Genomic DNA, 24,759 nt, shown 5'->3' with positions numbered 1-24,759 from the left:
CTTGGCGGGCCCCGGCGGGGCGGCTCAACTGCCACCCGATGTCAGGTAGGGCAAGTCGGATACCCGTGGCCGACCGCGGGTGGCCACGGGCGGTCGCACAGGCGATTCATCGGGACGTCACGGCGCGCGTGCAGGCTGACGGCGACCCGGCTCACGCCTTTGCCCATGCCCATGATGCCGCCCTCGATCTCCTCGCCGCTGCCTCCGATGCTGCCCTCGACCGCTTCGCCTGCCGTTGCGCCGCCGGCGTCACCGTCCGCGCTGCCGGCGATGGCCATGCCGCTCCACGGTGGGGTCGACGGGGACGGCCTGCCCTTGTCCTGGCTGCAGGACCACGTGCTCGCCGAGCGCCTGCTGGAGGCGCTGTGGAGCGCACGCCAGCCGGCCACGCCGGCGCAGTTCTTCGTCTGGAGCCAGAGCCGCCTGCAGCCGTTGCTGCCGCACCGGCTGATGGTCTGCGTCGGCGACCAGCCGCCGTCGCCGCGGCTGGCGGCGCAGCTCTTCCACCTGAAGCCCATCGGCGAGGGCCTGCACGCGCAGCTCGAATCGGCCGATCACGGCCTGTGGCTGCACCTGATCCGGCGCTGGGGCGACGGCCGGCGGCCGCTGCACATCGACCTGGCAAGGGAGTCGGAGTCGGCGCTGTTCCAGCCGCTGCTGGAGGCCGGGCTTCGAGAGCTGACGCTGCACGGCGTCGCCGCCGACGGCGAGCGGCCGCAGAGCCTGTTCCTGTTCGCGGGGGAGGGCTGGCAGGACGACCACGTGCGCCGTCTGGAGCTGCTGACGCCCGCATTGCACGCGGCCTGGCGGCGCGCGCGGCTGCAGCCGCGGGGGCAGGCCTTGCCGCGTCGCGCCGGATCGCTGGTGACGCCGCGCGAGCAGCAGATCGTCGAAGGCCTGCGCGCGGGACTGAGCAACGAGGGGATCGCGATCCAGCTGGGCATCAGCATGTTCACGGTCAAGAACCACGTGCGCAAGATCCTGCGCAAGCTGGGTGCGAACAACCGCGCCCAGGCGGTCGCGATCGCGATGTCGCGCCGGGAGCTCAGCGAGCCGGAGACGCCCGCGGCGTGAGCACGCGCAGCAGCAGCGCGTGCACGGCGACGCCGATGACGGCGCCGATCATGTCGGCGAGCACGTCCTGTGCGTCCGCGTCGCGGCCGGGGATCTGCGACTGCACCAGCTCGATCAGGATGCCGTAGGCGAGGAGCATCGCCAGCACGATCCAGCGGCGGCGCGGGCCGGCGGCGAAGCACTGCAGGCCGATGACGGCCAGCGTGCCGAAGGCGGTGAAGTGATTCGCCTTGTCCCAGCCGAGATCGGCGGCGGGCGGCGGATGCGGCGAGAACGCCAGCCAGCTGGCGCCCCCGACCACCGCGAGGAAAAGGAGGCGCCAGGCGTTGCGCCAGCGCGGGTCATGCAGGACTTCAGACATGCGGGGCAGTGTGCCATGCACGTGTGAAGCGAAAGTGAGGCCGCGGTCGGCGCCTCCCCGGCGCCGGTCCGGCACTCCCTCGGGCTCACTCCAGGTTTTCGTGATGATGGCTGGCGCCGCGCTTCCAGTAGGCCGCCGCCCGGATCGCGTGGCGGTCGTGGCCCTTCTCGTCGACGAGGATCTTGCGCACTGTGGTCATCGCCGCGGCTTCCCCGGCGCACCAGGCGTAGCCCTCGCCAGACGGCAGCGTCAGCGCGCGGGCGGCGGCCAGCAACGCGTCGTCGCCGTCGACCCAGCGCAGGTCGAGGTCGGCCCGGGTGTCGAAGCGGCGGCGATCGCTTTCCGGCACGTTCAGCAGCGCGACGACGCGCGAGCCGGCGGGCAGTTCCTCGAGGCGGCGCGCGACAGCGGGCAGGGCGGTCTCGTCGCCGACCAGCAGATGCCAGGCGAAGTCGGTCGGAATGATGAAAGAGCCACGCGGACCGCCGACGGTCAGCGTGTGGCCCGGCTGGGCCTGCGCGGCCCAGGCGGCGGCGGGGCCGTCGCCATGCTGGGCGAACTCGATGACCAGCTCGCGCGCCGCGTTGTCGAAGCGGCGCGGCGTGTAGTCGCGCATGACCGGCGTGCCGTCGGCCTCGGGTTCGAAGATCAGCTTCACGTGGTCGTCGAAGGAGGCGCTGACGAAGTCGGCGAGCGAGTCGCCGGTCAGCGTCACGCGGCGGAAATTCGGCGTCACGTCGTCGACGCTGGTCACGGTCAGTTCGCGGCGCTTGAGTTCATGGCGCACGCGCTGGACGCGGCTGGCGGCAGGCGTCGAAGGGGCGACGGCCGTCGTGGAAGTGCTGGGCGTGTTCAGGGGATCGGGCTTCATTGCGACTGATTTCGATATCGTTGACAATGTCATCCATCTTGCGACGGAAAGATTGACAATGTCAACTAACACCACTGGCCGAAGGGGCAAGGACGACGATGTCCTGGAGCTGGTGCATTCGGTGATGCATCGCTACCGCGCGCTGCAGTACCGCTTCCTGCGCGACGGCCCGCAGGACATCACGCACATGGAAGGCAAGGTGCTGTTCTTCTTCGAGCGGAACCCCGAAGCCACGCAGAGCGATCTCGCGTCGCACAGCGGGCGGGACAAGGCGCAGTTGGCGCGCTTGATCAAGACGCTGCGGGACAAGGGCCTGCTCGACGCGAAGACCGACGAGGCTGATCGCCGCCAGGTGCGGTTGAGCGTCAGCGATGCGGGCCTGACGGTGCAGCGCGAACTCAAGCGTCAGGCGAAGCAGGTGTCGGTGCAGGCGCTGGCCGGCTTGAGCGCGGAAGAGCAGGCGCAGCTCGCCGCGCTGCTGAAGCGCGTGCAGGCGAATCTGGGCGAGGAGTGAAACGATCGGCGGCGTTGTCTCCGTGCGACGTGGGCACGGAAATTGTCGACGTCAAAAATCTGCGCTATAGTCGCAGACTCTGTTGTTCGCGACAGCGCCGATGTAGCTCAGTTGGTAGAGCAGCGCATTCGTAATGCGAAGGTCGGGAGTTCGACTCTCTTCATCGGCACCAATCCAGAAAAGCCGCTTGGGAATCCCAAGCGGCTTTTTCTTTGGACTGTTGGCAGCCCTGCGGATTGCTAGTTGTCGCCAAGACAGCCTTCAATGCCTTGAGTCCATTGAGCTTCAAGCGTCTCCGCGATACGAGCACGAGAGGGGACGGGCTGAGATGAAGCAAGTGGGTTGGTGCGGGGCAACGGCGCTCCATGGCCGGTAAGCGTCTGGCGCGAGTCTGGCTACACCGCTTGGAACGACACCTTGAAGCCACGCCGCTGCAGCTCGCCCAGCAACCAGGCGATGCCGCACTTCGCGAAGAAAGGCAGCGCATCGACGTGCTTGCCCATCAGCACTAGGCACAGATCCCATTCGTGCTGCTTGGGGCGCTCGTCCAGCCAGTCGGTGGACCAACCTCTGCCGACGCCGACGACCTTTTCTGTGAGTTTCCTGCGGTAGCTGGGATCCGTGTCGAAGAACAGCTCCGCTGTGCGGCGGACTTGCTCACAAAGATGGCTGACGCCTGCCGAGCCGCCGGGGTGTTTGACGAAGTACAGCGTCTTGGTGGGCAGATGCATGATGTCGCAGTATTCGAAGCGCGACTGTCCGCCGCCATAGCTGACCAACTCCTTGTCGAACAGCCACAGCTCGGGATCGGCTGCTGCGGCGTCCTCGTTGTAGGGCCCCTCGTTGTCGATGGTGTTCCAGGCCTTGAGGGCAATGGCAGGCGCGCCCAGCGTCGCGAGCGTCCGCTTCGTGCTCTCGATGAAGTCCTGGTCTGCCGCGTACCAGTTGCCGGACGACAGCACATGGGTCACGCCGCCAAGGTCCACCTCCGCTCCCATGCAGTGGTACATGGCGCAGGTGTTGATCTCGTCCTTGTTCTCGTCCAGCAGATGGACGGTCGTGTCCTTAGCCGCGTTGACGCCCAGCAGGTAGCCCTTGTCGAGGATGTATCGCTGCCAGCTCGCAAACATCAGATACGGCGAAGTTGCGGCGCCCTTATTCCTGCGGCCGATGACGAAGTGCTGCGGATAGGCGACGTCACCGCTTCGTTCAACTGGCGCCGCCAACGAGATAGCCTCCTCCGGCCGCGCGCCGGTGAGGAGGCCATCCAACAGTGCGTCGAGCTGCAGGACCTTGTCTTCGTCGCGGACCGGCACCAGGTTGTTCGCTTGGGGCCAGCGGCGACGGTGATCGTTCGAGTCGAAGCGCTCAATGATTCGGTCCAGCGTCTCGACGAGCTTGGCCACCTCCAGGTCGAACTTGAACGAGACGCCCCCACGCACTTTGGTGCCAAAGGCCGGCCAGTACGTCGGCTCCGGCATGCCCTCGATGGCCGTCACCAGATCGCGATCAGCCTCGAAACCGAACTCGCGCACCGCTGCTGCGCGCGGCGCCCGCTCGCTCGCAATGTGGCGCCTGGCGAAAACCTGTTCAGCACGAACCTCGCGGACCTGCCCTTGGGTCACCACGGACAAGGCGACGATCTTTCCGAACTCGGGCTCGACCCACTCACTCTTGACCTTGGAGTGCCCGTACCCGAAAGTGAACACGAAGGTCTTGTCACCGCGGGGAGCCCACAAGATTGCGCCAGGTGACTGGCCTTCAAGTTGGGGAGCGTCACCTGGCGCCAGCAGCGTCGAGATCGGGTCCAGCCACCGTGGTGCCTCGGCATCGGCGGGGAGCGCAATAAACGCACCGCCGGGAATCGCCTCGATCAGCGGGTAGATCGCCTCGCTTGCCGCTTCGAGCTGCTGTTGGGCTTCCGTCGTCTTCGACTTCTTCAGCAGGTACACGCTCACACTGAGGCGAGCTTCATCACCGAGGGTTGCCATGCTGTCCTCCTCTGAACAGCCGGTGCTGCCCCCATCCTTATGGATGTGTGTCGGCGCGCCGGGCCAATCAATTCTCCACGGGAAAATTCGTTAGCAAGGATGCGACTGCACCTGGGGTTTTGCCTAGATTGGGTTCCAGGCCGGCCGCACAAACATGACGGCATTGGCGCTCGCGAAAACGCGCCGACCCTGCAGAACTGCAATCGTGATCGGCCTGGGAGGGCGACATATGGGCGAGGCAAAACGAAGAAGACTTGCGGGCGAGTACCCGGCGATCACATCAAGGGTGCCGCCACCCGCGCCGCCTGGCCCATCCACCGGTGAGGCCCTGAGCTGGAGGATCGTCGACGACCTCGCAGCGCATCCGAAGTCCGCTTCTGTTATCGAAGCTCTCGAGGCATTGAAGGCCGACGTCGATGAACTCGGTCCTGGAGGCAAGACGATGCGCGTGAGCCTGGAGAGCAAGCCTCGCGAGCCGGTTCTGGTCGTGGACAGCATCGGGCTCGGCACCTTCATGCAGGTCGTCGGCATTTTTCAGGACCTTGACCTGACGGATCGACTGGAACATCGCAGCGCGGCCGAAGAAGGTATCGACGCAGCGTTCTCTTGAGGACCCAACTGGCTACCATCAATGCATGTCGGACGCGCAAGACACCGCTGGCCCTGAACAGGACCCGCTTTGGCACCATGAAACGGGGTTGTCTGCCCTGCTGTTACGCCCATTGGAGCAGCGGTTGAAGTTGCCACGGGCGTACATCATGTCGCTCAAGTTGGAGCCAAGCGACTGGGTGTTCATCGCCAAGCTGGGGCTGCTGGTGGAGGCAACGCTGACTGAGTACCTGGTGCTCGAAATCGGCCGATCAGAGACGTACGAGCATCTGAGCAGCACCGAGCAGTCGAAGCGGCTGAAGTTGGCCGGCGTGCTGGGTTTGCTCGACAAGGATGATCGGGCGTTGCTTCAGATGCTCTCCGAGGTCCGCAATGAATTCGTGCATCGGCTGGAAAACCTGAACAAGCCTTTGTCGGAATACATCGACGGCCTGTCGGTGAGCCGAAAAAACCAGATTACAAACCTTCTCGTCGGTGCCGATGTTCTGAAGGACATCAAAGCGAAGGGCGGCGATTTCCTTGAGATCTTGCCCGAGCGATTTAGGGATCTCCTGTTGACCGGTGTGGTGGCACCGCTCATCACGATCTCAGCGCGGCATAACAGTCGGATGAGTGACCGGGAACGGGCTGAATGGCAGGCCGCAAACCCGGTCGAAGTCACGATAGCTGCCACGTTTCCGCCGTTGAAGGTGAGCATGCAGCTCGATGTCACTCGGCCACCCAACGACGCCCGCGACAAATCTTGAGCATGTGGTTTCGGACAGACATTTCCACTGCTGAGATTCCAGGGTTTATCGAGCAGATGCTTAGCATCACCGGTGCTGAACCGTGGGTCAAACGCCTTGAGTGGCTTGATCGCGAACGCACCGAGAACCCATACATGGCAGAGTGGCTGAATGGCCGCTTTGCCATTGAACTCGCCCTGCAGCGTTGGCTGGCTGAGCCCGAGTCAAGCTTTGAGGGCGACGCCACTCCGGATGCAAGCACTTATGAGCTCATGGCGTTCGCCACGGGGGTAGCTTCCATCTACCCCCAGCTCAGCGCGAAAGCGCAGAACCGGCTGCGAGGTCAGCTTCTCGATGGATTGAAATCCGACATTGGCCTGCTACCTCTCCAGCTCGAAGTGAGCACGATCACGCACCTTGTGCGAGCTGGCTACACGGTCGAGCTGCACGACCTCGAAGCTGGGGGTGGCTACGACTTTCTTGCCTCGAGGGATGGTCAGGAAATCGAGGTCGAATGCAAGCTGCTATCCGGCGATATCGGAAGGAAGATTCATAAGCGTCTTTTCGCCAAGCTGGCGCACGCCTTGACGCCGACTTTGACGCGACTCTTCCAGGTTGCCTCAACGGGGTTGCTTGTCCGCATCACGCTTCCTGACCGCCTGACTGCTTCGCCACAGCAACATGACGCCATAGTTCAGTCGGTCGCGAAGGGGATCGTTGGCGGCGGCATTGACACGGATGCGTGCGGTGTTCGGCTGTATGAATTCGAGATTGCGAGCAGTCCCTTTGCAACGTGGCTTGATGCCCGGCGGCGACTGCAGGATGTCCAGGCATTTGTCGCGGAGCTGGCGAGCAGCTCGGGAAACTCGAATCTGATGATGGTGGTGACCCCTGGCGAGCGCGCGGTGGTCGTGCTGCTAGAGAGCGCGCAACCCGACGCGGTGCTCAATGGCATTCGACGACAGTTGCGAGACGCTGCCAAAAATCAGTTGACGGGAACCCGACCGGGGTGCCTGGTTGCTGATCTGTACGACATGACCAGCGGACAGATTCTTTCGCTAGCCCAGTCCGACTCGAATGTACGAGCGGGAGCGACGGGATTGCAAATCATGACGTCGGACTTGCTTCAAGCAGAGTCTCGAGCGCACGTCCATAGCGTCGCCTACAAGGGGCGTGGCCAACTGAATAGTCCGGAAGCGAACTCACTTATGGAGCAAGGCTACACGTATGTCGTCAAAAACGAATGGCATCCGCTTGCGGGCGACCCACGCTGCAACTTGTTTGAGAGTGCCAGGATTGCAAGCAGACTGGTCACCCCAGTTGGGGGAGAAGCATGATTGGTGGCATCGAGAAGAGCAAAGGTTTCCTGTTCTCCACGCACGATCTTGACCACCGTCTTCGGCTTGTGGTTCAGGGCTTGCAGAAGGAGGTCGAGTCCCTTGACGCCAATCGCCTCCTAAACACCGCGCCAGAGGATCTGAAAAGCTACCTTGCGGAGAGGTACCGCGTCGCGCCCATCAATCTTCTGCGCGATCAGTGGTACGCGGACCATCAGGAGGTGCAGATTGATGTTCGCTTTGACCAAATGCGGTGGATCACCGACAGGAGCCGGCCGGCTCTGGTGCCTGGAGAACGGACAGAGGTTCGAGTTCCTTTCGAGGGCGACTCAGAGTTGTTCTATGCCCGCGCGAACACCTGGAATCACAACCCGCCGCGCGCCTCCGTCGAACGAAATGAGCTTGTGCTGCGATACGAATCTCCCGCAGATCAGCCGCGAGAGATTCGGCCGCTTGTGGACCAGGCGCTGAAAGACATCGAGCAGCATCTTGGCTGGCAGCGTTCGATGATTGACGGGCACAACGCCAGCTTGCCAAACGTCGCGGATCAGGCAATTCAGCAACGGCGCAGCAGGTTGCTTGCCCAATCGCAGCGCGCTGAATCTCTTGGCATCCCAGTCCGCCGACGCGACGACGCACCGAAAACGTACGCCATGCCAACGACGCGGCGGGTCGTGACGCCGACGCTCCCGCCAGCGACGACGGCGCAGTTCAAGCCAGAGCCCGTGTGGGCAGTCGAGCAGTACGAGCACGCTCTCAGGGTCATGCAGGACATGGCGCTGGTGATGGAGCGAAGCCCTGATGCCTTCAAGTCCATGAACGAGGAGGCGCTGCGCCAACACTTTCTCGTGCAGCTCAATGGGCAGTTCGAGGGAAAGGCGAGCGGCGAGACCTTCAACATGTCCGGAAAGACCGACATCTTGTTGCGCGAGGGCGACCGCAACGTATTCATTGCGGAGTGCAAGTTCTGGAAGGGACCAAAGGCCCACGGCGAGGCTATCGACCAGTTGCTGAGCTACGCGACGTGGCGGGACAGCAAGGCTGCCATCCTTGTGTTCAACCGCGGCACGGACACATCGACGGTGCTCGCGGGCATTGATGCAGCGACGCGGTCTCACAAGAATTTCAAGCGCGTCGTGGACTGGCCGCACGAGAGCGGCTTTCGCTACATCCTGCACGGCAACGAGGATTCCAATCGAGAGATGATCGTCACGGTCTTGGTGTTCCACGTACCTAAGTAGGTGGAGGACCGTTCACTCGGCGGGTTATCGCCAGAATTGATGAGGCCCGCTCGTTAGTCAGATGCTTCAATCCGCCAGGAGGTGTGCCATGGCTGATTCCTTCGCGGTTGACGGTGCATTTTTGAGCCTGGAGGCTTTTGTCAAAGCACTGAGCGGGGAATCAGATCTCCTTTTCCGTGGCGAGGCCTCGATCGCATATCCGCATACGCATTCGATGCTGGAGCGCGTGCGTCAGGAGGCGCGCCTCCCCCCGAAGGCCCGGGCCGACATTGAGCACGTCGTCAACTACCTGGCAGAGGAGCTGCCAACGGATCTCGGATTGAGCAGTGAGGATGCATGGGGGTTGATCCAGCATTACGAGGCACCTACGGATCGACTGGACTTCACCGCCGATCCCGCCATCGCGTGTCATTTCGCGAGTGGCGCGCGGAGGCCAGTGTCGCCAGGAACGGAAGTGCTTTTGGCAGTGCTGTCGCCATCAAGAGCGCGACAGCACGGCCGGCTCACGGATCTCCGACAGCACACCATTGCGCCGCGCGCGCAACGCCAGCATGCCTTCACGTTGTTTGTACCAGGTGCCGCGGCAGTGGACCTGAAAAGCACAGACACACGCGAGCTGCTTGGACTCCGATGGTTTAGGTGCTTAGTTACAGCTGCCGACCTGACGCGATACGGCGGGCGAACAGATCTCTTGGATGCCCATACAGACAAAGCTGCCGGTGTGCTGCAGTTGTGGATCGACGATCATCCGAAGGTGAACGACTGGTCTGCAAAGTGGCTTGCGGATCACGTCGTGGCAGCCCCATTCATCACGAAGATCGTAGGGCGTGGTGCTGACGGCGGTCTCATCGTGGAGTTGTGTTCCCTTGAGGACGGCGGCGTCCAGTTCAACGAAGCTGTCGAGCGTGTAAACAATCACCGCATCTGGTCCAACGCATACCTGGATACGCGGAGGGGTGGGGGATCTTCAAGCTGAGGCCTGCGAGGCAGGTCCCGCTTCTATGCGTTTGATCTGCGGCAGCTGCGCTGGCACATTCATGGCACAGTCGTACCGACAAAACAAGGTCGGCAATTGACAAACGAAATGGCCTCGATCCGAGTAAGTCATTGATTTCATTTATTCTGCTGTGTCGCTGGCTATCGCCAATCAAACCTTTGAACTGAGTCGTAATGCGAAGGTCGGGAGTTCGACTCTCTTCATCGGCACCAATCCAGAAAAGCCGCTTGGGTATCCCAAGCGGCTTTTTCTTTTCGGGGACAGGTCTCATCACCCTTGTGGATGGCCGCGATTTGAACGGCTTCCTAGCATTCCGCCGTCGCGCATGTCGCGCGTCGCGATCAAGGGGGAGTGACATGAAACGAACATTGAGCGTCGCGCTGCTGAGCGCGGCCGCGGCCCTGTCGGCGCACGGTGCCGCCGTGGTGAACGGCAACTTCGAGGGCGGAACGCTGAACGGGTGGTACGCCACCGGAGCCAACGTCAACGGATCCTCGACCGGCATCGTCAACGCCGGCAACGGTTATCCGGCATTGGCCGGCAACAACTCGGCGCTGATCGTGGCGATGTCGACGTGGCCGCTGAACCAGAACGTGACCTGCGCGTCCGACATCTGGAACGTCGCCTGTCCGCTGCCGGTGCAGTTCAGCCCGTCGGGCGCGGGCGCGCCGACCTTCTTCTCACAGAACGTTGCGGGTCGCTACATGCGTGGCGGCTTCATCGCGCAGGACGTCAACGTCGCGGCCGGCGACACGCTGGACTGGGTCTCGCAACGGCTGGGAGAAGTGGCTTCGGGCAACGTGGGGTTCCCCGGGAACGTCGACAACGCCTTCTTCGTGGCCTACAACGGCAGCACGGAAGCAGTGGTCGACCTGCGCGGCAATGTCTCGTCCTATACCTTCGCGCAGGGTGGGTTGTGGTCGATCTTCTTCGGCGTTCAGCAGACCGAGGATCCGTATGTCTGGAGCGCGCTGAAGGTCGATTCGATCGGGTTCCGCGCGGCCGAGGTGCCGGAGCCGGATTCGCTCGCGCTGGCACTCGCCGCGGGCGGCGTGCTGTTCTGGCAGCGACGCCGGCGGCGCTCGTCACGCTGAGCGACGAGCCCTCCTGCGCTCATCCCCTGACGATCGCCGGGCGCGTCGCGCCACCGGAGGGCGCCGTCGGTGGCAACATGGCGCGCCATGAGCCCACACGATCACGACGACCCGTCCGGCCACGAGCCGGTGACGCTCACGCTCGACGCCCTCGAGGCCGAGCCGCTGCCCGGCACGCTCAAGGGCCTGCCCGCGGTCGCTGAAGGCGTGCCGCTCGGCGGGCTCGGCGCGTTGGGGCTCTCGCTGCTGAGCGGCGACCTGCCGCTGCCTGCGGCGATCCTCAAGGACTCGGCGCTGAACCACAACGCGCGCTGGATGCGCGAGTTCACGGCACGCGCCGGCGTGAGCCTCGCGCCGCACGGCAAGACGACGATGTCGCCTCAGCTGTTCCAGCGCCAGTTCGACGAAGGCGCGTGGGGCATGACGGCGGCGACGGCGGCGCATGTGCGCACCTACCGGCGCTTCGGCGTGCCGCGCGTGCTGCTCGCGAATCAGCTCATCGGCAAGGCGGATCTGGAGCTCGTGTTCCGCGAATTGGAAGCCGACCCTGGCTTCGATTTCTATCTGCTGGTCGACTCCGCCGCGGGCCTGGACCTGTTGCGGCGCGCGGCCGAAGAGCGTGGCCTGAAGCGTCCGCTTCAAGTGCTGCTGGAAGTTGGCACGCCGGGTGGTCGCGCCGGCGTCCGGACGACGGAGGAGGGCGTCGCGCTCGGTCGCCTCATCCGCGATGCCGCCCCGACGATCGTGCTGCGCGGGGTGGAGGCCTTCGAAGGCGTCTACAGCGGTGCGGACACGGCGCGCGTGGAACTCGGCGCGCTGACGATGATCGAGACGGTGGCGGAGCTGACGCGCCTGGGGTGTGCCGAGGGTTGGTTCGCCGCGGACGAAGTGCTGCTGACGGCCGGGGGCTCGGCGTTCTTCGACATGGCGGCGAAGACGCTGGCCTCGGTCGAGGCGGCGGGCACCGGCCACGCGCTGCGCGTCGTGCTGCGCAGCGGCTGCTACCTCAGCCACGACAGCCTCCAGTACGAGCGCATGCAGGACCGCATGCGGCAGCGCGCGGGCGCGCTGTGGGGCGAAGGTCCCGGCCTGCGCAATGCGATCGAGGTCTGGGCCTACGTGCAGTCCGTGCCGGAGCCTGGCCGCGCGATCTGCACCGCCGGCCGACGCGACCTCAGCTACGACGCCTGCCTGCCGCAACCGCTGTGGTGGTACCGGCCGAACCTGCATGACGCGCCGCGGGCGACGCCGGCTCACTGGGCGGTCACGAAGCTCAACGACCAGCATGCGTATGTCGATGCGGGCGGGGAGGGCGGGAACGGCTCGGACGGCGGCGCGCTGCTGCTGCAGGTCGGCGACCTGATCGCCTTTGGCGTCGGCCATCCGTGCACGACCTTCGACAAGTGGCCGCTGCTCTACACGGTCGACGACCACTACCGCGTCACCGGCGGCGTGCGGACGTTCTTCTGAATCGACGGGCGAGAATCCGCGCCATGCATGAAATCATCTGCCCGCACTGCAGCAAGGCCTTCAAGATCGACGAGGCGGGGTACGCCGACATCCTCAAGCAGGTGCGCGACACCGACTTCGAGAAGCAGCTGCACGAGCGGCTCGCGCTGGCCGAGCAGGACAAGCGCAACGCCGTGGAGCTCGCGCAGGCGAAGACCGCCGGCGAGCTGCAAAAAGCCGCCGCGCTCAAGGACGGCGAGATCCAGGAGCTGAAGGCGCGGCTCGAAGCCGGCGAGGTGCAGCGCAAGCTCGCTGTGAGCGAGGCGCTCGGCACGCTGGAGAAGCAGGCGCAGCAGGCCGCCGCGGCGAAGGACGCCGAGATCCAGGCCCTGAAGGCGAAGCTCGACGCGGCCGGGGTGACGCAGCAACTGGCGATGTCGCAGGCCGTCGGCGCGGTGGAGAAGGAGCGCGACCAGCTCCGCAGCGGCCTCGAACGCGCCGAGCTCGAGAAGCAGCTCGCCGAGAAGTCGCTCAAGGACAAGTACGAGACGCAGATCAAGGACCGCGACGACGCCATCGAGCGCCTGCGCGACATGAAGGCGCGGCTGTCGACCAAGATGGTCGGCGAGACCCTCGAACTGCATTGCGAGACCGAGTTCAACCGCATCCGCGCGACCGCGTTCCCGCGCGCGTATTTCGAGAAGGACAACGACGCGCGCTCCGGCAGCAAGGGCGACTACATCTTCCGCGACGCCGACGAGGCGGGCACCGAGATTGTCTCGATCATGTTCGAGATGAAGAACGAGAACGACCGCACCGCCACGAAGAACCGGAACGAGGACTTTCTCAAGGAACTCGACAAGGATCGCGTCGAGAAGGGCTGCGAGTACGCCGTGCTGGTCTCGCTGCTGGAGCCGGAGAGCGAGCTCTACAACACCGGCATCGTCGACGTGTTCCACCGCTATCCGAAGATGTACGTCGTGCGGCCGCAGTTCTTCCTGCCGATCATCACGCTGCTGCGCAACGCGGCGATGAACTCGCTCAAGTACAAGACCGAGCTTGCGCTGGTGAAGGCGCAGAACATCGACATCACCCACTTCGAGTCGCAGCTCGAAGGCTTCAAGTCGGCGTTCGGGAAGAACTACGAACTGGCGTCGCGGCGCTTCCAGACCGCGATCGACGAGATCGACAAGTCCATCGACCACCTGCAGAAGACCAAGGAGGCGCTGCTCGGCACCGATCGCAACCTGCGCCTGGCCAACGACAAGGCGCAGGACGTGACGATCAAGAAGCTGACCAAGGGCAATCCGACGATGGCCGGGAAGTTCGCCGAGCTCAAGGGCAATGACAAGCCTGCCGCCGCCGATGGCGGCAACGATGGCAACGACGACAAGCGCGACGAAGGCAGTCTGTTCTGAAGGCTGGGCGCCGAGGGCGTCCGGAAGCACTAAGGCCGCTCATCGAGCGGCCTTCTGCATGGTGGACGAGGGGGAACCGGCGTGAGCCGGTCCGGAGCGTCACATCAGATCATTTGGCCTTGTCGGCCTCCAGGTGGTACTGGGTGACCCGCTCGACTTCGTTCTTCGAGCCCAGCACGACCGAGACGCGCTCGTGCAGCTTGCCCGGCTGCAGGTCCATGATGCGCTGGCGGCCGTTGGTGGCCGCGCCGCCGGCCTGCTCGACGAGGAAGGCCATCGGGTTGGCCTCGTACATCAGGCGCAGCTTGCCGGCCTTGTTCGGCTCGCGCTTGTCCCACGGGTACAGGAAGATCCCGCCGCGCGTCAGGATGCGGTGCACGTCCGCCACCATCGAGGCGATCCAGCGCATGTTGAAGTCCTTGCCGCGCGGACCCGTCGTGCCGGCCAGGCACTCGTCGATGTAGCGCTTCACCGGCTCATCCCAATGCCGCATGTTGGACATGTTGATCGCGAACTCCTTGGTGTCCGCAGGGATCTTCACGTCGTCGGCGGTCAGCACCCACGAGCCCTGCTCGCGGTCCAGCGTGAACATCGCCACGCCGTCGCCCACCGTCAGCACCAGCGTCGTCTGCGGTCCGTAGACGCAGTAACCCGCCGCCACCTGCGCGGTGCCGGGTTGGTGGAAGTCCTCCTCGCTGACGCCCTTGCTGCCCTCGAGCTTCTTCAGCACCGAGAAGATCGTCCCGATCGACACGTTCACGTCGATGTTGCTCGAGCCGTCCAGCGGGTCGAACATCAGTAGGTACTCGCCCTGCGGGAAACGGTTGGGCACCAGGTGGATGCTCTCCATCTCCTCCGAGGCCATCGCGGCCAGGTGGCCGCCCCACTCGTTGGCTTCGATCAGCACCTCGTTGGCGATGATGTCCAGCTTCTTCTGGACTTCGCCCTGCACGTTCTCGGACCCGGCCGTGCCCAGCACGTCACCCAGCGCGCCTTTGTTGACGCTGATGGCGATGCGCTTGCAGGCCCGCGCGACCACCTCGATCAGCAGCCGCAGCTGCTGGGGGATGTGGCCGTGCAGCCGCTGCTGCTCGACGAGGTATTGGGTCAGGCTGACGCGTTGACTCATGAAACGACTCCGATGGTTGCAAATCTCGTGCGCCGCGGAACGGCCCGGCGCGCGGACCGCTCCGTGCGCTGAATCAGGGCTGCGGCGTGTCCGCGGGGGCCGACGTGTCCGAGGCCAGCGCGCGCTCGATGATCTCGCGCACGTCGTTGGACAGGTCCGGCTTGGCGGCGACGCGGGCGATGGCTTCGCGGGCGGCGCTGCGGTACGGCTGCGCGAGCGCGGTCCAGCGGTCCATCACGCGTGCCAGCCGGCCGGCGACCTGCGGATTGATCGCGTCCAGCGCCAGCACCTGCTCGGCCCAGAAGACGTAGCCCGCCGCGTCGGCGCGGTGGAAGGCGGCCGGGTTGAACATCGTCAGCGAGAAGATCAGGCTGCGCGCGCGGTTCGGGTTCTTCAGCGTGAAGTCGGCGTGCTTCATCAGCTGCTTGACCTTCGCGAAGGTCTTGCCGTCGCGCTCGGCCGCGCGGCCTTGCAGCGCGAACCACTTGTCGATGACCAGCGCCTCGCGCTTGAACTGGGCGTGGAAGCGCGCCAGCGCGCTGTCGGCCAGTTCCGCATGCGCGTTCACGAGCGCGGACAGCGCGCCCATGCGGTCGGTCATGTTGGTCGCGTCCTTGAAGCGCTGGTACGCGCGGCCCGGCCACACGCCGTCGCCGCCGCGGGTCGCGTTCAGGACCAGCATGGCCAGCGACAGGTTCACCAGCGCGCGCTTGCCGCTCTGCACCGGATCCGGGTTGTAGCCGGTGGTCACCTGATGCGCGTCGAAGGCCCAGGCCCAGTCGGCCTGCAGCGCCAAGGCCAGCTGCGTCTGCGCCGCTTCGACCGCGGCGTGGATCGCTTGCGGGTCGACGACGTCGAGCTGCTCGGCGATGTAGGCCTCGTCGGGCAGTTGCAGCGCCAGCGCCTTGAAGGCGGGGTCCAATTCCGGATGACGCAGCACCGCGCGCATCGCGTCGATGTAGGCGGTGTCCAGCACCAGCGGCTGGCCCGAGCGCACCGCGCCCAGGATGCGGTTCAGCGCCAGGCGCTGGCTGGCTTCCCAGCGGTTGAAGGCGTCGCTGTCGTGCTTGAGCAGCACCAGCAGCTCGGCGTCGCCGAGGCCGTCGTCCAGCACCACCGGCGCCGAGAAACCGCGCAGCAGCGACGGCACCGGCTCGGACGGCACGTTCACGAAGACGAAGGACTGCTCGGCCTGGTCCAGCACCAGCACGCGTTCGGTGTCGGTGGCGCCGGCGGCGCCGTCTTCACCTTGCTGCATCAGCGGCAGCGACTGGCCGTCGCGCGACAGCAGGCCCAGCGACACGGGGATCACCTGCGGCAGCTTCGCGGCCTGGCCTTGCGTGGCCGTGCTCGATTGCGTCAGCGTCAGCGTCCAGGTCTGCGCGGCGGCGTCGTACACGCCGCGCGCCTGCAGGCGCGGCGTGCCGGCCTGCGCGTACCAGCGCTTGAACGCGTCCAGGCGCGTCGTCAGCGGCGAACCCGGGTTCGCGTCCGCGATCGCCTGCGCGAAGTCGTCGCAGGTCACGGCCTGGCCGTCATGACGCTCGAAGTAGAGCGCCATGCCCTTCGCGAAACCGTCGCGGCCGACCAGCGTCTGGTACATGCGGACGACTTCAGCGCCCTTCTCGTAGACGGTGGCGGTGTAGAAGTTGTTGATCTCGACGTACTCGTCGGGACGCACGGAGTGCGCCATCGCGCCGGCGTCCTCGGGGAACTGGCGGGCGCGCAGCGCGCGCACGTCCTCGATGCGGCAGACCGCGCGCGCGCTCGGCGTGGCGGCCATGTCCTGGCTGAACTCCTGGTCGCGGAAGACGGTCAGGCCTTCCTTGAGCGACAGCTGGAACCAGTCACGGCAGGTGACGCGGTTGCCGGTCCAGTTGTGGAAGTACTCGTGCGCGACGATGGACTCAATGCGGGCGAAGTCCGCGTCGGTCGCGGTGGCGGGGGAGGCCAGCAGCGCCGAGGTGTTGAAGATGTTCAACCCCTTGTTCTCCATCGCGCCCATGTTGAAGTCGGACACGCCGACGACCATGAAGCGCTCCAGATCCAGCGGCAGGTTGAAGCGCGCCTCGTCCCACACGACGGACGCGATCAGCGAGTTCATCGCGTGTTCCGTCTTCTCCAGGTCGCCCTGGCGGACGTAGACCTGCAGCAGGTGGTCCTTGCCGCCGCGGGTGCGGATGCGCTGCTCGCGCGCGACCAGGTCGCCGGCGACCATCGCGAAGAGGTAGCTGGGCTTGGGGAAGGGGTCGTGCCACTTCGCCAGGTGACGGCCGTTGTCCAGCGTGGCCGACTCCACCAGGTTGCCGTTGGACAGCAGCACCGGGAATCTGGTCTTGTCGGCGCGCATGGTCACCGTGTAGACCGCCATCACGTCGGGGCGGTCCAGGAAGTAGGTGATGCGGCGGAAGCCTTCGGCCTCGCACTGCGTGAAGAAGCTGCCGCCGGAGGTGTACAGCCCCGACAGCGTCGTGTTCTTCTCCGGGCAGCAGGTGTTGCGGATCTCGAGCGTGAAGTCCGCGTCGGGCACGTTGTCGATGATCAGCTCATGGCCTTCCTGGCGGAAGGACACGCTCTCGCCGTCGATCAGCACGCGCAGCAGGTTGAGCTCTTCGCCATGCAGGCGCAGGGGGCCGTGGGGCACCGCGGCGTTGCGTTCCAGGCGCATCTTGCTGGTGACCAGCGTCTTGGCCGGATCGAGGTCGAAGCACAGGTCGACGGTGCGGATCCAGAAGATCGGCGCGACGTAATCGGCGCGGCGGATCAGGGTGGCAGTGCCTTCACGCATGGCGGGCTTCCTTGTAGGAATGAAGAAGCCCCGGGCCGGGGATCGAGCGCCGGGGCATTTGTCTCTGTGTTTTTCTTAGACGCCCTGTTTCAGGGACGCCGTGATGAATGCGTCGAGGTCGCCGTCCAGCACCTTCTGGGTGTTGGAGATCTCGACGTTGGTGCGCAGGTCCTTGATGCGGCTCTGGTCCAGCACGTACGAGCGGATCTGGTGGCCCCAGCCCACGTCGGTCTTGCTGTCCTCGAGCTTCTGCTGCTCGGCCATGCGCTTCTTCATCTCATGGTCGTACAGGCGCGAGCGCAGGCGCTTCCAGGCCACGTCGCGGTTGCTGTGCTGGCTGCGGCCGTCCTGGCACTGGACGACGATGCCGGTCGGGATGTGGGTCAGGCGCACCGCCGAGTCGGTCTTGTTGATGTGCTGACCGCCGGCGCCGGACGCGCGGTAGGTGTCGGTGCGGACGTCCGACGGGTTGATGTCGATCTCGATCGAATCGTCCACTTCCGGATACACGAACAGCGAGGCGAAGCTGGTGTGGCGGCCGCCCGAGGAGTCGAACGGGCTCTTGCGCACCAGGCGGTGCACGCCTGACTCGGAGCGCAGCAGGCCGAAGGCGTACTCGCCTTCCACCTTGATGGTGGCGCTCTTGATGCCGGCGATCTCGTCGTCGGTCTGCTCTTCGACGTCGGCCTTGAAGCCCTTGCGCTCGCAATACTTCAGGTACTGGCGCAGCAGCATGCCGGCCCAGTCGCAGGCTTCGGTGCCGCCGGCGCCGGCCTGGATGTCGATGAAGCAGTTCAACGGGTCGGCCGGGTTGTTGAACATCCGGCGGAACTCGAGTTCCTCGACCTTCTCGGCCAGCTTGACGGACTCGGCCTCGATGGTCTGGATGCCGGCGACGTCGTTGTCGTCCTTGGACATCTCGAACAGTTCGAGGTTGTCGGTGATGTTGGACGTCAGGTGGTTGATCGTCTCGACGACCTGTTCCAGCGTGCGCTTTTCCTTGCCGAGCTCCTGGGCCCGCTTGGGGTCGTTCCAGACGTTGGGGTTCTCCAGGGCGGCGTTGACTTCATTCAACCGCAGCGCTTTGCGGTCGTAGTCAAAGGTACCCCCTTAGCGCGTCGGTACGCGCTTGCAGATCGGTCAGCGTGTTGCCGATCGCGTTGATTTGTTCGATTTCCATGATTCGCTCGAAGCGTTCGAAGGGTGGAGCCCCCGGCAGGGGGCCCGAAGCCGGGTATTTTCTCATGCTGACGCGAACGGGCTCCCTAAGATGCCGGGATGCGTCCGAAACCGCCTGTCCCCGATGCGGGCTACCCCTCCGGCACCCCTGCTGGCGCCCCTTCCGGCACGCCCTCCGGCACGTTCCGCGCCCGGCGCCGTTGGGTGCGCCGTGGGAACTGGCGGCTCACGCTCATGCTCCTCGTCGTGTGGGCACTGGTGACTTTCGGCGTCGCCTACTTCGCGCGCGCGCTCAGCTTCGATTTCTTCGGCTGGCCGTTCAGCTTCTGGGTGGGGTCGCAGGGGGCGTTGATCGTCTACGTGGCGATCGTCGTGATCTACGCGACCGTCATGAACCGCCGGGAGGCGGAGGCGGGGGTGCAAGACCCGGCACCCTACTTCGATGAGGTGGAGTCGCGGCGCCCGGAGAAGGAGCGCTCCGGGCCGATCACGGGGTTCTGAAGATTGCCCACCTGCTTAGGCCGGGGCGTTGGCCGCCGAGGTATGAGGCCCCGGAGTCAAGCTCCGAAACCTCACACCTCACCGTCCCCGACCACTGCCGTCCTTCCCCGGTTTTGCTACCAAGGACTTCGGGTCAGAAGGGGGCGCCGTCCTGTTTCGCGGCGGCGAGTTGTGCCTGAAGGTCCGCGACCTGTGCGCGCAGCTTGATGTTCTCGTCCTGCAACGCGCCGACCTGCGCACGCAGCAGGGCGACTGCCGGATCGGCTTCGAGTTCACCGTCCTCGTTGGTCGGCACGTCGAGCAGCGCGACCGCGACTTCGGCGACCGCATCGCCCGCGGCCTTCTTGCCGACCTTGGACTCGCGCACGCGCTTGGCGGCCTGACGCAGTTCCTTCTTGCCGCCGGCGGCGGCAGCAGCCTGCTCTTCGGCCGGCAGGTCGGAGATCACGGCGGCCGCGCTGATCGAGACCTCGCCCGACCGCACCGCGGCCACGAGTTCGGGCGCGGCGGCCTTCTGGATCTTCTCGATCTGCGTCACGGTGGCGCTGCTGATGCGCGCGGCACGCGCGATCGCTTCGCGGCTCTTCAGCGGCGGGGCCTCGGGCACGGGCGTGGCGGTCGCGTCGGCGGTGGGCGCCTCCGGTGCCGGATCGTTGAGCACGGCCAGCCGGCGCGCTTCCATGATCTCCTTCTTGCGCAGGGCGAGCACGCCCCGCTGGAAGTCGGAGACGCTGCGGCGGCCCAGGTGCTGGTCGATCATCCACAGGTGGACGTCTTCCATCGACTTGAAGCGGGTGTTCTGCACCGTCTGGAAGGAGATGCCGTGCTTGGTGCAGATGCCGTGGCGGTTGTGGCCGTCGACGAGGATGTCGCCCCAGAGCACGAGCGCGTCGCGGCAACCCTCGGCGAGGATGCTGCGCTCGAGCGCGGCATGTTCATCCTCGGTGAGCGGATCGATGTAGGCCTTGAGTTCTTCGGTGACGATGATGTTCATGGGGACGGGCAGCGGGACGGCAGGGAGGCGGAGCCGACGGGGCATGACCCGGTCGGCAAGGTGTTCGGAAGGTGCAGGATGTGCGATTGGCGCGCAGGTCGCGCGGGCGACGGACGACGCCGGAAAAGGGCGGCATTCTGCCTGCCTCGCGACGCTAACCTGTCGCACCCCGAGCACGAGCGTCGGATATCCCACGGAACCCACCCCCAGATGAGCGTCCTCCGATGAGCGAGATGAGCGAAGCGAACCCTGCGCCGGCCGATCCGCTGTCCAGCGGCTGGGACTATCCGTCCCCCCATCGGCTGGCGGTGAGCCCCCAAGCGGCGGACATCGACGGTCTGAATCACACCAACAACGCGGTCTACGTGAAGTGGTGCGAACAGGTGGCGTGGTCGCACTCGGTGGCGCTGGGGCTGGACATCGAGGACTACCGGCGGCTCGACCGCGCGATGGCGATCCGCCACGGCGGCTACGACTATCTGCTGCCGTCCTTCGAAGGCGAGGCTTTGGTGCTGGGCACCTGGCTGACGTCCGGCGACGGGAAGCTCGCGATGGAGCGCCGCTTCCAGCTGCGCCGCGCGAGCGACGGCCAGACGCTGATGCGCGGCCGCTGGGAACTGGTCTGCATCGACATCAGCGGCGGCCGCCCGAAGCGGATGCCGCCGGAGTTCATCGCGGCGTATCAGGCAGCGGTGGTGTCGCCGGACTAGGCGCGAATCTCGCCTCCTCTTTCTCCCTCTCCCGCTTGCGGGAGAGGGCAGGGGTGAGGGCCGCGGTCGTGGCAGTGAGAAGGGCGACGGCTAGCCGAGGAACTCCTGCACCGCGCGCGCCAGCGCCTCAGGCTGGTCGTGATGCATCATGTGCGCCGCCTGCTGGAGCGTGACGCGCTGCAGGTCCTTCACGACGCTGAGCCGCGTCTCGAAGTCCTCGCGCGGATAACGATCGCCCCACCATTGCGAGAGCTTGGTCTCGCTGCCCTCGACCCACAACGTGGGCGCCTCGATGCGTGACCAGCACGCGAGGGCCTCGGCCTTCTTGTAGAGCACCGGATTGGTCCGCTTGTGCGCGGGGTCGCCGAGGATGTGCCAGCGCCCGTCGTCGCCCTGCCGCGACCAATGCGGCGCGAGCCACGCGGCCTTGTCGGCGGAGAGCCTCGGATTCGTCTTCATCAGCCGCTGCGCGACACCCTCGACGCTGTCGTAGGTCTTCAGGCTCTGCGGCTCCTTGAGCTCATCGAGCCAGCTCGCAAGCCGGGCTGGCGCCATCTCTGGCGTCGTGTCCGGCAGCCCGAAGCCTTCGAGGTTCACGAGCTTGCGCAGGCGCTGCGGGCGCACGCCCGCATAGGTCATCGCGATGTTGCCGCCCATGCTGTGGCCGAGCAGGTCGACGGGCGCATCGGGGCTGACGGCGTCGAGCAGCGCATCGAGGTCGCCGAGGTAGTCGGGGAACCAGTACGCGTCGCTGCCGTTGGAGTCGGTCAGGCCGAAGCCGCGCCAGTCGATCGCGACGACGCTGCGCTCCTCCCGGAACGCATCGACCATGAATTGGAACGAGGCACCGACGTCCATCCAACCGTGGACCATCACGAGCAGCGGTCGCTGCCCGTCGGGCTCCGGCCCCCAGCGCAGCACGTGGTGGCGCAGGCCGCGCAGCGTCATGAACTCGCTGCGATGCGGGCGGCGGACCGGGTACTCAGGAGAAGACGTGGGACTCGTGTCGGTGCTCATGGAGGGCGACTGTAGTGCGGCGCGGGGAGACGCGCTTTCGCCATGGAGACAACGGCGAGCCCCGTCAAGGCGCCTGAGAGCTCTACTCGAACTCGTCGCACTCAGGGGAAGGTTCGCTCGCCCCAGCAGCCCGGCGTCGAATCTTGGAGAAACATCCAGGCGGCAATGTCGGAATCAGCGACGGCAGGCTGCCAGGACAAGACGGATCTGAGCCGACGCGCAGCTCGTCGTCGCCGTATGCACATTGGATTCGTTTGGGGCCTTCATGCACGGCAACGAATTTCCCTCGCGAGTACTCGAACCGTCCGATCAATCGGTTGCCGGTCTTCGTGCGCCCCCAGATGGACTGACAGCCGGTGAACCGGTCCCCGGCGTCCTTCGCTCGCGGATAGACAAGCAGGAGCTCGCCCATGTGCGCCTCTTCGCCTGCCGTGGCCGGAGGCTCCGACATCTTGCAGGTGTCGGGCTCGGCGTTGGCCGACTGCGCAAGCGCCACGATGACCAAAGCGAGCGCGAAGCGCTTGAGGATCTTCGTCATGGCCCGACTCCAGAAATCTCTTCGTCGACCTCTTCGAGGAATGCTTCGAACGTATGGAGCATGGGGAGCCCGAACGCGAGCGCCTCACTGTGACCGTTGCCGGGCGCGCGAAGCGATCTCCGGCCGACGGGCCGTCAGGAACTCGGCGCACGCATTGAGTTCGTCCTCGAGCCGCGCACGCGCGCTCTTTGAGTCCTCGGTCGCCGCGTCCTGCGGTACGCGCGCGGCCGCATAGGCGTCGACCGCCTCGCGGTGCCTCCGCTTCTGTCCCCGCATGGCCTCCTCGACGGAGACGTAGCTTGTCGCTGCCTCGACATAGCTCCCCACGACGTCGTAGCGGAACGCGTACTCGCGATGGTCGAACTTCCGCAGCTCGATGTCCGCGGCATAGCTCCCGGCGCATCCCAGCAGCCGATCGACCGTGGCGCGATCAGCGTCCGAGAGGACCGGCGTCGGCAACGGGCCGCCGCGCTCGGTGTTCGGTTCGTAGGGCACTTCCTCGTCGACGCGCGGGCTGCGCGTCGCCAGACCCGGCGCCATGTTCCGCCAGCTCAGCTTCGCGCCGTCGTACATCGGGATGACGGTGATCCTGGCGCGGTAATCGACGCGCAAGGAGGAGAAATTGATCTGGTAGAGCTGATTCGCCGCCGCATTGATCGTCAAATTGCCCGCGCCGAACTGCGAGTCGGAGCTGTACTTGAGTTTCAGTTCGTGAATGCCGGGCAGCACATAGACCACGGATGCGCAGACACCGTCCTTCTCCAGCGAGAGGCCATCGATCGCGCAGATCGTCGCCGACTCGCCCCAAGGCCGGCCGTCCATGGTGAACAGGATCGCGACCTCGCCGCGCGGCCGGGCCGGTCCGTCGTAGGCCTGCACGCGATGCAGCGTTTCAGGGATGAAGTCCGAAGCGAAGGCAGCGACGGAACCGGCCGTGAGAGCGGCAAGCAGCGAGAGACGGGCGATCAGAGGCATGCAGCCAGTAGATCATGGCGGGATGACGCGTCGCGTCGGTGGAAGTTCTGGGGCGCGGGCTTCGGAGCGACGCTGATGTGTGCTCACGGCGCCTGGCGCACTGCGGCATAGACGCAAGTGCTCCGAGGGACGCCATCCGGCGTGACGCGATCGTTGCGCAAGACCCCCTCCAGCTGCATGCCGATCGCTTCACAGACGCCTCGGCTTCCCGCGTTGGCCTCGTCAGGAAACGCTTCGACGCGTCGTGCGCCGAGGCGGTCGAACGCGTAGCGCTTCAGCTCCGACGCAGCCTCGGCCATCAGGCCCTGGCGCTGACGACTGGTGCGGCACCAGAAGCCGAGTTCGAACTTGGGAATGGTCCAGTCGATCGAGTGCAGGCTGAGGCTGGCCACCAGCGAGTCCTCCGCATCGAACGCCAGGTACACCAGTGCCGAGCGTTTGACGAACTCTGCCGCGCTCTCCCTGCAGTACACCTCGGAAGCCTCGACCGACGGCTCGAACATGGCCCAAGGCAGCGACGCGGGCCAGGCCCTCAACGCATCGAGTGTTTCGACGACGGCCTCGTGGACACGCCTGCCGTCGCCGGGCTTCGGCGTACGAAGCAGCAGTCGATCAGTCTTCAGTTCGGAAGCGACTTCGCGCAAGAGGGGATCGAGAGGCATGTGAGACGGTCGAAGCTGGCGAGAATGAGTCCCGTATCTTCACCGAGTCCGGAACGTTTCAATGACCGCCACGCCCGACGCCTACACCCTCCGCCCTGCGCGCCCCGACGACCTGACCGCGATCGTCGGCCTGATCGGCGAGCTCGCCGACTTCGAGCACCTCACGCACTTGATGGACGTGACCCCCGAGAAGCTGCTCCCGCATCTCTTCGGCGAGCGCCCCGTCTGCGAAGCCATGGTCGCCGAGCACGAGAGCGGCGCGGTCGTCGCCTTCGCGCTGACCTTCACCAACTTCTCGACTTTCCTCGGCAAGCCCGGGATGTACCTCGAGGACCTGTATGTGCAACCCGCGCATCGCGGCGCGGGACTGGGCAAGCGCATGCTAACGCGCCTCGCGCAGATCGCGATCGAACGCGACTACGGCCGCTTCGAATGGTGCGTGCTCGACTGGAACGAGAACGCCATCCGCTTCTACGAGAAGATGGGCGCGACCCTCATGCCGGACTGGCGCCTGTGCCGCCTGGCCGGCGATGCGCTGGCGCGCTTCAAGGGCTGATCAAGGGCTGATCCAGCCCGCGCTGCACG

General features: G+C 65.6%; 25 protein-coding genes and 1 tRNA gene. 14 read left to right on the top strand and 12 right to left on the bottom strand.

Annotated features, from left to right (window positions below; translation table 11 throughout):
• Positions 1-41: 41 nt before the first annotated feature.
• A complete protein-coding gene (locus AC07OZ_RS26065; RefSeq protein ID WP_495469952.1) occupies positions 42-278 on the bottom strand; it encodes a hypothetical protein in 237 nt (78 codons plus the stop codon).
• On the opposite strand from AC07OZ_RS26065, the gene AC07OZ_RS26060 reads away from it, so the two are divergent.
• Positions 277-1,074: a helix-turn-helix transcriptional regulator gene (locus tag AC07OZ_RS26060; RefSeq protein ID WP_495469951.1), complete on the top strand. Its 798-nt coding sequence runs from the start codon at positions 277-279 to the stop codon at positions 1,072-1,074. The genes AC07OZ_RS26065 and AC07OZ_RS26060 overlap by 2 nt on opposite strands.
• Here the strand turns inward: AC07OZ_RS26060 and AC07OZ_RS26055 are convergent.
• Together AC07OZ_RS26055 and AC07OZ_RS26050 are read right to left on the bottom strand one after the other, a co-directional pair.
• Positions 1,046-1,435 (bottom strand): VanZ family protein, encoded by a 390-nt coding sequence (locus tag AC07OZ_RS26055; protein WP_495469950.1) that lies wholly within the window; start codon positions 1,433-1,435, stop codon positions 1,046-1,048. The two genes, AC07OZ_RS26060 and AC07OZ_RS26055, sit on opposite strands and share 29 nt — an antisense overlap.
• An 85-nt stretch (positions 1,436-1,520) precedes the next feature.
• Positions 1,521-2,306: a siderophore-interacting protein gene (locus tag AC07OZ_RS26050; RefSeq protein WP_495469949.1), complete on the bottom strand. Its 786-nt coding sequence runs from the start codon at positions 2,304-2,306 to the stop codon at positions 1,521-1,523.
• A 58-nt stretch (positions 2,307-2,364) separates the two neighbouring features.
• Here AC07OZ_RS26050 and AC07OZ_RS26045 point away from each other — a divergent pair, with 58 nt between their 5' ends.
• Together AC07OZ_RS26045 and AC07OZ_RS26040 are read left to right on the top strand one after the other, a co-directional pair.
• A complete protein-coding gene (locus AC07OZ_RS26045) occupies positions 2,365-2,820 on the top strand; it encodes a MarR family winged helix-turn-helix transcriptional regulator (protein ID WP_495469948.1) in 456 nt (151 codons plus the stop codon).
• Positions 2,821-2,916: 96 nt separating this feature from the next.
• Positions 2,917-2,992: transfer RNA gene (locus AC07OZ_RS26040), tRNA-Thr, on the top strand.
• A gap of 223 nt (positions 2,993-3,215) precedes the next feature.
• Here AC07OZ_RS26040 and AC07OZ_RS26035 read toward each other — a convergent pair.
• Positions 3,216-4,811 carry a TIGR04141 family sporadically distributed protein gene (locus tag AC07OZ_RS26035; RefSeq protein WP_495469947.1) on the bottom strand — a complete coding sequence of 532 codons (1,596 nt, stop codon included), beginning with the start codon at positions 4,809-4,811 and terminating at the stop codon, positions 3,216-3,218.
• 205 nt (positions 4,812-5,016) lie between these two features.
• Between AC07OZ_RS26035 and AC07OZ_RS26030 the strand changes: the two genes are divergently transcribed.
• From AC07OZ_RS26030 to AC07OZ_RS25995, 8 genes are all read left to right on the top strand, one after another.
• Entirely contained in the window at positions 5,017-5,421 is a 405-nt protein-coding gene (locus AC07OZ_RS26030; protein ID WP_495469946.1) for a hypothetical protein, read from the top strand.
• Positions 5,422-5,446: 25 nt separating this feature from the next.
• The gene (locus tag AC07OZ_RS26025; RefSeq protein WP_495469945.1) at positions 5,447-6,166 is read left to right on the top strand and encodes a hypothetical protein; all 720 of its coding nucleotides are present in this window, start codon (positions 5,447-5,449) and stop codon (positions 6,164-6,166) included.
• 2 nt (positions 6,167-6,168) lie between these two features.
• Positions 6,169-7,482: a hypothetical protein gene (locus AC07OZ_RS26020; RefSeq protein WP_495469944.1), complete on the top strand. Its 1,314-nt coding sequence runs from the start codon at positions 6,169-6,171 to the stop codon at positions 7,480-7,482.
• A complete protein-coding gene (locus tag AC07OZ_RS26015) occupies positions 7,479-8,723 on the top strand; it encodes a hypothetical protein (protein WP_495469943.1) in 1,245 nt (414 codons plus the stop codon). The genes AC07OZ_RS26020 and AC07OZ_RS26015 overlap by 4 nt, the downstream gene beginning before the upstream one ends.
• A gap of 88 nt (positions 8,724-8,811) precedes the next feature.
• Positions 8,812-9,699 carry an FRG domain-containing protein gene (locus AC07OZ_RS26010; RefSeq protein WP_495469942.1) on the top strand — a complete coding sequence of 296 codons (888 nt, stop codon included), beginning with the start codon at positions 8,812-8,814 and terminating at the stop codon, positions 9,697-9,699.
• A gap of 377 nt (positions 9,700-10,076) precedes the next feature.
• Positions 10,077-10,814: a PEP-CTERM sorting domain-containing protein gene (locus tag AC07OZ_RS26005; protein ID WP_495469941.1), complete on the top strand. Its 738-nt coding sequence runs from the start codon at positions 10,077-10,079 to the stop codon at positions 10,812-10,814.
• 87 nt (positions 10,815-10,901) lie between these two features.
• Positions 10,902-12,284: an alanine racemase gene (locus AC07OZ_RS26000; protein WP_495469940.1), complete on the top strand. Its 1,383-nt coding sequence runs from the start codon at positions 10,902-10,904 to the stop codon at positions 12,282-12,284.
• A 23-nt stretch (positions 12,285-12,307) separates the two neighbouring features.
• The gene (locus AC07OZ_RS25995; RefSeq protein ID WP_495469939.1) at positions 12,308-13,681 is read left to right on the top strand and encodes a DUF2130 domain-containing protein; all 1,374 of its coding nucleotides are present in this window, start codon (positions 12,308-12,310) and stop codon (positions 13,679-13,681) included.
• Positions 13,682-13,790: 109 nt separating this feature from the next.
• Here the strand turns inward: AC07OZ_RS25995 and AC07OZ_RS25990 are convergent, their stop codons facing one another.
• The 3 genes from AC07OZ_RS25990 to prfB all read right to left on the bottom strand — a co-directional run bounded on the left by AC07OZ_RS25990 (position 13,791) and on the right by prfB (position 18,778).
• Positions 13,791-14,810 (bottom strand): class 1 fructose-bisphosphatase, encoded by a 1,020-nt coding sequence (locus AC07OZ_RS25990; RefSeq protein ID WP_495469938.1) that lies wholly within the window; start codon positions 14,808-14,810, stop codon positions 13,791-13,793.
• A 73-nt stretch (positions 14,811-14,883) separates the two neighbouring features.
• Positions 14,884-17,598 carry an aminopeptidase N gene (pepN, locus tag AC07OZ_RS25985; protein ID WP_495469937.1) on the bottom strand — a complete coding sequence of 905 codons (2,715 nt, stop codon included), beginning with the start codon at positions 17,596-17,598 and terminating at the stop codon, positions 14,884-14,886.
• 75 nt (positions 17,599-17,673) lie between these two features.
• Positions 17,674-18,778, bottom strand: a protein-coding gene (prfB, locus tag AC07OZ_RS25980; protein WP_495469936.1) for a peptide chain release factor 2 whose coding sequence is annotated in 2 segments (ribosomal slippage) — positions 17,674-18,696 and positions 18,698-18,778 — 1,104 coding nt in all. Because the reading frame shifts where the segments join, the coding sequence is not laid out codon by codon here.
• A 98-nt stretch (positions 18,779-18,876) separates the two neighbouring features.
• Here prfB and AC07OZ_RS25975 point away from each other — a divergent pair.
• Positions 18,877-19,278, top strand: coding sequence for a DUF4212 domain-containing protein (locus tag AC07OZ_RS25975; protein WP_495469935.1), 402 nt, complete (start codon positions 18,877-18,879; stop codon positions 19,276-19,278).
• A gap of 133 nt (positions 19,279-19,411) precedes the next feature.
• On the opposite strand, the gene AC07OZ_RS25970 is transcribed toward AC07OZ_RS25975, so the two are convergent.
• Positions 19,412-20,272, bottom strand: a complete 861-nt coding sequence (locus AC07OZ_RS25970) for a ParB N-terminal domain-containing protein (protein WP_495469934.1) — start codon at positions 20,270-20,272, stop codon at positions 19,412-19,414.
• A gap of 224 nt (positions 20,273-20,496) precedes the next feature.
• Between AC07OZ_RS25970 and AC07OZ_RS25965 the strand changes: the two genes are divergently transcribed.
• On the top strand, positions 20,497-20,982 hold the full coding sequence (locus tag AC07OZ_RS25965; protein ID WP_495469933.1) for an acyl-CoA thioesterase: 486 nt from the start codon (positions 20,497-20,499) through the stop codon (positions 20,980-20,982).
• A 90-nt stretch (positions 20,983-21,072) separates the two neighbouring features.
• On the opposite strand, the gene AC07OZ_RS25960 is transcribed toward AC07OZ_RS25965, so the two are convergent.
• The 4 genes from AC07OZ_RS25960 to AC07OZ_RS25945 all read right to left on the bottom strand — a co-directional run bounded on the left by AC07OZ_RS25960 (position 21,073) and on the right by AC07OZ_RS25945 (position 24,156).
• Complete coding sequence (locus AC07OZ_RS25960) at positions 21,073-21,999, bottom strand: alpha/beta fold hydrolase (RefSeq protein ID WP_495469932.1); 927 nt, start codon at positions 21,997-21,999, stop codon at positions 21,073-21,075.
• Positions 22,000-22,081: 82 nt separating this feature from the next.
• The gene (locus tag AC07OZ_RS25955) at positions 22,082-22,537 is read right to left on the bottom strand and encodes a hypothetical protein (RefSeq protein ID WP_495469931.1); all 456 of its coding nucleotides are present in this window, start codon (positions 22,535-22,537) and stop codon (positions 22,082-22,084) included.
• An 84-nt stretch (positions 22,538-22,621) separates the two neighbouring features.
• Complete coding sequence (locus tag AC07OZ_RS25950; RefSeq protein ID WP_495469930.1) at positions 22,622-23,416, bottom strand: hypothetical protein; 795 nt, start codon at positions 23,414-23,416, stop codon at positions 22,622-22,624.
• A 179-nt stretch (positions 23,417-23,595) separates the two neighbouring features.
• Positions 23,596-24,156 carry a GNAT family N-acetyltransferase gene (locus AC07OZ_RS25945; protein ID WP_495469929.1) on the bottom strand — a complete coding sequence of 187 codons (561 nt, stop codon included), beginning with the start codon at positions 24,154-24,156 and terminating at the stop codon, positions 23,596-23,598.
• A gap of 79 nt (positions 24,157-24,235) precedes the next feature.
• Between AC07OZ_RS25945 and AC07OZ_RS25940 the strand changes: the two genes are divergently transcribed.
• Positions 24,236-24,730: a GNAT family N-acetyltransferase gene (locus AC07OZ_RS25940; protein WP_495469928.1), complete on the top strand. Its 495-nt coding sequence runs from the start codon at positions 24,236-24,238 to the stop codon at positions 24,728-24,730.
• The last annotated feature ends 29 nt before the right edge of the window (positions 24,731-24,759 follow it).

The sequence above is a fragment of the Roseateles sp. GW821-FHT09G03 genome, assembly GCF_059416045.1.
The sequence above is the reverse complement of the archived record's forward strand: the minus strand, read 5'-3'. Positions and strand labels throughout refer to the sequence as shown.